Annotated in this window: 5 protein-coding genes and 1 pseudogene; 5 read left to right on the forward strand and 1 reads right to left on the reverse strand. The window is 61.5% G+C overall.

Going from position 1 to position 7,598, the window contains the following annotated elements:
* The 5 genes from PSV43_RS01915 to PSV43_RS01935 all read left to right on the forward strand — a co-directional run.
* Positions 1–1,418 (forward strand): phosphate ABC transporter substrate-binding protein (locus PSV43_RS01915; protein ID WP_300193112.1); only part of this gene is annotated, 1,418 nt, incomplete at its 5' end.
* A gap of 262 nt (positions 1,419–1,680) precedes the next feature.
* Positions 1,681–3,192, forward strand: coding sequence for a hypothetical protein (locus PSV43_RS01920; RefSeq protein WP_300193114.1), 1,512 nt, complete (start codon positions 1,681–1,683; stop codon positions 3,190–3,192).
* A gap of 5 nt (positions 3,193–3,197) precedes the next feature.
* Positions 3,198–5,480, forward strand: coding sequence for an aminotransferase class III-fold pyridoxal phosphate-dependent enzyme (locus PSV43_RS01925; RefSeq protein WP_300193115.1), 2,283 nt, complete (start codon positions 3,198–3,200; stop codon positions 5,478–5,480).
* 10 nt (positions 5,481–5,490) lie between these two features.
* Positions 5,491–6,465 carry an amidohydrolase family protein gene (locus PSV43_RS01930; RefSeq protein ID WP_300193117.1) on the forward strand — a complete coding sequence of 325 codons (975 nt, stop codon included), beginning with the start codon at positions 5,491–5,493 and terminating at the stop codon, positions 6,463–6,465.
* Entirely contained in the window at positions 6,443–7,204 is a 762-nt protein-coding gene (locus PSV43_RS01935; RefSeq protein ID WP_300193119.1) for an SDR family oxidoreductase, read from the forward strand. Before PSV43_RS01930 ends, PSV43_RS01935 begins: the two co-directional genes overlap by 23 nt.
* Here the strand turns inward: PSV43_RS01935 and PSV43_RS01940 are convergent.
* A pseudogene (locus PSV43_RS01940) lies at positions 7,161–7,598 on the reverse strand (hypothetical protein); the annotation flags it as partial. The gene PSV43_RS01935 and the pseudogene PSV43_RS01940 overlap by 44 nt on opposite strands.

Raw genomic sequence — 7,598 nt, forward strand, 5'->3', positions numbered from 1 at the left:
TGCAGGCGCAAACACACGGCGGCCTCGGCGAAACGGTGGCCAATGGACTGGCCGACCACTGGCAGGCCGCACGCATGGAAAATGACAAGGCGCGGGCGGCACATGCAGCCTCACGTTTTCTCGTGGCATGCGCAGGGCAGGGCGGTCGGCAGATTCAGGAACTCAGCAGCACCGACATCTCCACAGATGCCCGCACCCCCGAGTCACGTCGAAACGGCGGCGGCTACTATCGCACGAGTTTGGATGATGCACGGCGCGCCGTCGCGCAGGCGAAAAACGCAGGCGCGAAGTTCCGCATCGCCGCGCTCTACTGGATGCAGGGAGAAGGCAATGGCGGGCCCACGGGCGGCATCATGCCCACGCGCTGGGATGCCGAACTTCCGGGCGCTCAAGGAATGGCATGGTATCGCGATCAACTCATCGCCTATCGCAAGCAGTGGTCGGCAGACTTGTGCGCCATCACGGGGCAGAGCGGTGAGCTGCCGCTTTTCACTTATCAGACGCTCGGCCCTGCGGGAGAGGCTCAGCTCATGGCAGCGGATGCCGATACCAGCATCTGGTTGGTCGGTCCGCACTACGCCGTTCCCAGCGCCATCAACAGCCGCACGAAGCCCGGTCGCCATGGCGATCCCATCCACCTCTCCGCAGACGGCGAACGCTGGTGGGGCGAGCAGGTCGGAAAGGTCATTCACCGTGTGACGGAGCGCCGCGAAGACTGGCAGCCCCTGCGCCCCCGCTCCGCAAAACTCGGCCCAACACGCGACAGCCTCCTCATCGATTTCACCGTGCCGCGTCCACCCCTCGTGCTGGATACCGCATTTCTAGCACGGCAGGAGATCGCGGTGAAAGGCGGCTTCACATCCCTGGCAGGCTTCCGAGTGCGCGATACCAGCGGCGCATTGCTCACACTTACAGCGGTGGAAATCACCGCGCCCACACAAGTGCGCCTCCGCTTTGCTCAGCCGCTGCCCGCAGGTCAGAGCTGCCGCATCAGCTACGGCCATCCGTTTGCTCAGGCCCTGGGCACTATTGCCGCGCTGCGCAGCGGGCCGGAGCACACGGAAGAACTGGTGCTCAAGAGCAGCTTCATCGAGCAACTGAAACCGCTGCTCGCAGAAGGGGCCTTCTTCGTCACCAGCCTTTCAGGGCAGACCACCCGCGTCGCCATTCGGGGAACCCATGAAGAAAACGGCGTCACCGTGCTGCGCTACGATCCGGGTGAACTGCGCAACAACGTGCCTTTCGTCACAGGACAGGAAATCGTCGTTCAGCGTTCCTTCAGCTACGGCAACCTGCGCGACTCAGATCCCGAGCGCTCCGCGCACACCTTCGCCGACTCCACCTACGGCACCCGTGCCGGCCAGTCCTATCCCTTATGGAACTGGTGCGTGCAGTTCGGCGACATGAGCGTCGAGTAGTGCGCCAGCGGTTCGTTCTGGAAAAAGTACTGTCGAGCTTTAGCTCGTTCTGGAAAGCGCGGAGCTCTCCCAGAGCGAGCAAAAGCTCGATAGTACTTTCGCCGGACTCTCTGAAAAAGTACTCCAGAGCTTCAGCTCGTTCTGGAAAGCGCGGAGCCTCCCAGAGCGAGCTAAAGCTCGGCAGTACTTTCTCCCAACTGGTTCGTCCATCGGACCAGCGGTTTGCACTGGCAGCGTTGGGGCTGGGCTTCACTGTTCGGCCATGAAGCTAACCCTTTGCATCCTCAGTGTTCTGATGCTCCCGCTCCATGCGGCTGAGCAAGTCTTCTTCGCCTTCGACGATCACAACATCGCCTGGCAGCACAACATGAAGCTCACGTTGGAGACGGCGCAGAAGCATCCGCAAAATCCCGTCCTGCGCAGCGGGCCTCCAGGTTCACCGGACTACGGGCATGCCATCCTGTACGGCACCGTCCTCAAACAGGGAGACACCTTTCGCATGTGGTACCTCGGCATGCATGAACCGAAGATTGCCAAAGGCCAGGCCCCCGGCTGGTGGCGGCCCATGTGCTATGCCGAAAGCAAGGACGGCGTCACGTGGACCAAGCCCGATCTCGGCCTCGTCGAGTTCAACGGCAATACCAAGAACAACATCTGCCGCATCGAAGGCGAGCCCTACTCCATGACTCGCGTGAATGATTTCCTCTCCGTGCTCTACGAGCCCGATGAACCGGACGCCGCGAAGCGCTACAAGTGCGCCTACATCGCCCACATGCCGTTTGAAGAAGTCAAAGGTGGCCGCAGCAAAATCGGCCCCAATGAAAAACGCTGGGGCTCTTTCGTGACCGCGACGAGTGCCGATGGTTTGAAATGGAACTGCGTCGGCGACCGCCCCGCCAATGCAGGTGGCGAGCGCTTTGAAGTGAGCTCCCTCTATCGCTTCGGCGACTTCTACTATGCCACCGGCCAGCTTCTCAGCCCCTGGTCATGGCGGCCCGATGGCAGCGACATCGGGCGCGACATGCTCGCCTATCGCTCTCCCGATTTCGTCTCGTGGTCAAAAGCCAAAGCCTTCTCCTATGCCCGTCCCGGACAGCTTGCCGATCCGCCGGTCAAAGGCCAGCAGATGCACATGGGCGCAGGCCTGTGGAATCGCAGCAACGTCATGGTCGGCCTGCATGGCATGTGGCAGGATGCAGAGCAGGCACCCCCCAAGGGCCAGAGCTGGAACTACGGCGTGCGGGTCGATCTCGGTCTGATGATCAGCAATGACGGCGTGCATTTCCGCGAGCCCGTGCCCGGTTTCACCGTCATCCCACGCGGTAAAGAGGGCGAGTGGGACGACGTCGCCATCCTTCAAGGGCATGCCTTTGTGAATGAGGGGGACAAGACCATGATCTGGTATTCCCACTGGAACACCGGCGGAGATCTTGAGCACATGGACATCGGTCTCGCCACCCTCCGGCGCGATGGCTTCGGCTCGCTCTCACGCAAGGTCGCCGAAGAAGAAGGCCACTTCATCACCAACGCCTTCAATGCCAAAGAGATCTTCCTGAACGTGGACGGCATCACCCCGGAGACCCCGCTCACCGTGCAACTCCTTGACCACTTGGACCATCCGCTGGACGGCTACGAAGTCAAAGTCACCACCAACGGCGTGCGTGTGCCCCTCACATGGTCCAAGCCGCTGCCTGCTGGCAAGAAGATCGCGCTGCGGGTGAACTTCGCCGCCAGCAGCACCGCCAAGGTCTATACCATCTACCTTAACGACTAAATCAGATGTCATTCAATCTAGTCACGGAACTCAACGATACGGATCGCAAACTTCTGCATCGTGCTTTGGACGGCTTTGTGCCAGACAAGGTCTTTGATGTGCATGCGCATTTATTTCACACGCGCCATTTCGCGCAGGGGAATCGCCCGGTGTTTCTCGATGCGGATCGCGGCTATGGCATGGAGGACTTTCAGGCAGCGATGCGGCTGTGGATGCCAGGACGAAAGGTGGAAGGACTTTTCTACGGTTATCCGAGCGCTGGCAATGATCGCGTGGGAGAAAACGCGTGGGTGCAGTCGCAGGTGGACGCGAGCACAAAATCCCGCGCCCTGGTTCTCGCCGCGCCCACGGATGATCCGGTCGAGGTGCGGCGACTGATGAGCACCGGCGTATTCGTCGGCATCAAGCCCTACCGTTTGTATGCCGATGTGCCGGACACGAAGGAGGCGGAGATCGAATCTTTCGCACCGGAATGGATGTGGGAGGTATGCCATGATCACGATGGCATCATGGTGCTGCATATCATGCTGGCGGATGGCATCACCGATCCGCGCAATGTGGAGGCGCTGCGGCGTCTGTGCAGACGCTACCCGCGCTGCAAGCTCGTCTTGGCCCATGTGGCGCGTTCGTTCAATTACCGCCACGCCCGCGAAGGACTCCATCATCTGGTGGATCTAGACAACGTCGTGGTGGACACCTCAGCCGTGACGCAGGCGGGTGCCTTCCGCGCAGCCATTGAGATTCTCGGCCCGCGCCGCGTTCTCTGGGGCAGCGACTACATGGTCAGCGAGCTGCGCGGCTCCTGCATCACCCAGGGCAATGGCTTCACCTGGATTCATCCTGAGATCAGCGGCGAGAAGCTGACGATCTTTGGTCAGTACACCACCGTGGGCATCGAGTCTCTGCTCTGCCTGCGCGAAGCATGCGAAGACACCGGCATGACGCCGGGAGATTTGGAAGACATCTTCCGCGAGAATGCGCTGCGCCTGCTCAGCCCCCCTCCGGCGGTCCCTTCCGGCCCGCAGCTTTGGGAGGAAGCCAAGACCAAAATCTCCTGCGGCACCGGCCTGCTCTCCAAGCGGGCGCACCTGTTTGATCCGCAGTCCTGGCCGTCCTATTTCTCGCGTGCGAAAGGCGCGTACATCTGGGATCTCGATGACAAACGCTACACCGACTTCACCGGCGGCGTCGGAGCCATCCTGCTCGGTCATGCGGACGATGAAGTGAACGCAGCGGTGAAGCGCCGTGTGAATCTCGGCAGCTACGCCACGCTGGCCTCGCCAGATGAGGTCAAGCTGGCCGATGCCCTGCTCGATCTGCACCCCTGGGCAGGCAAAGTACGCTACGCACGCGGCGGTGGCGAGGCCCTCGGTCTCGCGGTGCGCATCGCACGCGCCGCCACCGGAAAAAGCGGCATCGCATTCTGCGGCTACCATGGTTGGAGCGATTGGTATCTCGCGGCAAACCTGAGCGATGACGCCGCGCTCGACGGCCATCTCCTCCCCGGCCTGCAACCACTCGGAGTGCCGCGCGAACTCGCCGGTACCGCTGTGCCCTTCCGCTACAATGATCCCGCTTCCTTCCAGGCGGCCCTGCAAAAGCTCGATGGCAAACTCGCCGCAGTCGTCATGGAGCCCATGCGCTCCGAACTCCCGCGCGAGGGCTACATGCAGCAGGTCATTGACGCCTGCCATGCCGCCGGAGCCGTCTATGTGCTGGATGAAGTGACCAGCGGCTGGCGCTTCGGCTTTCCCGGTGCCGCTCCTGGGCTGGGCATCGAGCCGGACATCTCCGTGTATGCCAAGGCCATGAGCAACGGCTATCCCGCCGGAGCTATCGTTGGCAAGGACTCGGTCATGGATGCAGCCAACAACAGCTTCATCTCCAGCAGCTATTGGACAGATGGCGTGGGCACCGCCGCCTCGCTGGCCTGCATCCGTAAAATGCAGCGCGAGGGCGTGCAGCAGCAGGTGTGGCAGCTCGGCGAGCGCTTGCAGTCAGGCCTGCGTGAAGTCGCCGCACGCCATCCCGACTTGCAGGTCAAAGTAGGAGGCATGCCCTGCGCCCCATCGCTCGCGTTTGCCAATCCCGCAGCCAAGCCGCTCATGATCCGCCACATGCTGCAGCGCGGCTTTTTGATGTCCAGCCAGCTCTATGCGAACTGGTCCCACACCGAGGCGATGCTCGACGACATGCTTGCCGCGCTGGATGAATCCCTCGCCATCGTCGCCCAGACTCCGCTGGACAGCGCCCCCGCCCAACAGCAAGGCTTTGCACGACTCGTTTGAATCCACTGCCATGATCATTGATTGCCACAACCACGTCGGCTCCGACCTGCTCTTTTACCTCCACGGCGACTTCCCCTACGCCCAGCATCTCGTGACCATGCACGACGAAGGCCGCGCACTCGGGGTGGACCGCTGGATCGTCTTCCCCTTTGTCAGCCATCTCGCGCTGGACGTCACCGTCTTCATGCAAAACGAGATCAAGGACGAGAAGGGGCGTCTGCAGGACATCCCCTACGCCTTTGAAAACCGGCGGCTGATGAAAGAATGCTACGAGCTCTTTCCTGAAGAAGGAAAACGCATGCTGCCGTTTGTGATGGCAGATCCCATGCGTAACACGGCGGGGCAGGCCCAGGAACTGCGCAAGCTGCGCGGCGAATACCGGTTTCATGGCATCAAGATGCAAACCACCATCCTCCAGGCCGACGTCAAGCACCTGCGGGATCGCGGCAAGGTCTTCGTGGAGCTCGCCGCCGAGTGGGATGTGCCGTTTCTATTTCACTCCAGCGTGGCCAAGAGCGACCTCTGGGCGCAGGCGAGCGACATCCTCGACATCGCGGAAGAAAATCCGCACGTTCGTTTCTGCCTCGCCCACTCCTGCCGCTATGACAAAGAATGCCTGGATCGTGTGCAGGCGCTGCCCAACACCTGGTTCGACAACTCCGCGCACTGCATCCACTGCGAAGGCGTGGTGAAAGAGCTGCCCTATGTCGCGCCGAAAGAGCGGCGCTTTGACTCGGACTACACCAATCCCGCCCGCGTCATCGCCGATCTGGCTGCGGCGTATCCGAAAAAGTTCATGTGGGGCAGTGATTCACCCTTTTACAGCTACGCGGCGGAGATCAACGGGCAGGTCGTGCGCCTCATCAGCACCTACAAGGCCGAGGTGGAGGCTCTGACGGCTGGCGGCACAGAAATGGTGGATCGTATTGCGAACGCAAACATCCGTGATTATTTGAAGCTGCATGATGAAAGCATTCTCTCTTGAAGGTCGGGCCGCATTGGTGACGGGATCATCGCAGGGCATTGGGCTGGCGCTGGCAAACGGGCTCCATGAGTCCGGCGCACGCGTGGTGTGCCATGGGCTTACCGAACGCCCCGCAGATTTCCCTGCATGGGCCTCCTACGTACCCTTTGACCTGTCCGCCCCCTCTGCGCCCGCGAGTCTGGTGGAGGCTGCCTTTGCTCTGGAGCCCGGTCTGGACACCCTCATTTGCAACGCAGGCAGTTTTTTCGATGTGCCGTTTCTGGAGATGACGCGGGAGCGCTGGGACAAGACGGTGAATCTCAACATGGCGTCGGTGTTTTTTGCGACGCAGGCTTTTGCCAAGCGGCTGGTGGCTGAGAAACGGGGCGGCTGCATTGTCATTACCTCTTCCACCAACGGCTTTCAGGCAGAGGCGGACTCTGCCGCGTATGATGCCAGCAAGGGCGCGCTGGTCATGCTGACGAAGTCTCTGGCCGTCTCTTTGGCAGATCATGGCATCCGCGTGAACGGCGTGGCACCCGGCCTGATCAAGACACCACTCACAGCCGGACTTCACCACTCCAGCGACTGCGGCATGGTGGAGCACTACGAGAAGAAAATCCTGCTCCAGCGCCTGGGTGATCCCGAAGACGTGGCGGGCGCGGCGGTGTTTCTTTGCTCCAGCGCAGCCAGCTACATCACCGGCGAGACCATCATCATTGATGGCGGGCTGACGACGGGGCAGATCGGCCGGAGGTAAGCAGGCCGACGACCATGGTGATCAGCGAGCCCAGAAAGCTGAACCAGATGAAGGAGACGAGCATGGGCGGCTTCACTGCGGTGAAAGCACCGTTTTGATACATGAAGATGCCCAGCAGCGTGAGGAAGCCCACCAGGCTGCCCAGAAGCGCCCCGCGCGTGGTGGCCCGCTGCGTGAACATGCCCAGAAAGAACAGCCCCAGCAACGGCCCGCCAATGAGGCCGATGACGGTGTTCACGGATTCGACCAGATTTCCCGGCATGAATGACACCCCAAAGGCCAGTGCCACGACGATGACTCCGTAAATCACCGTGATCCAGCGCGCGCTGCCGACCTGCTGCGCCTGCGTGCCTTCCGGTGAGCTTGAGAGGCGCTGCTTGAAGTCGACCACGGT

Origin of the sequence: Prosthecobacter sp., from assembly GCF_029946185.1 — a bacterium.
Classification (GTDB): domain Bacteria; phylum Verrucomicrobiota; class Verrucomicrobiia; order Verrucomicrobiales; family Verrucomicrobiaceae; genus Prosthecobacter.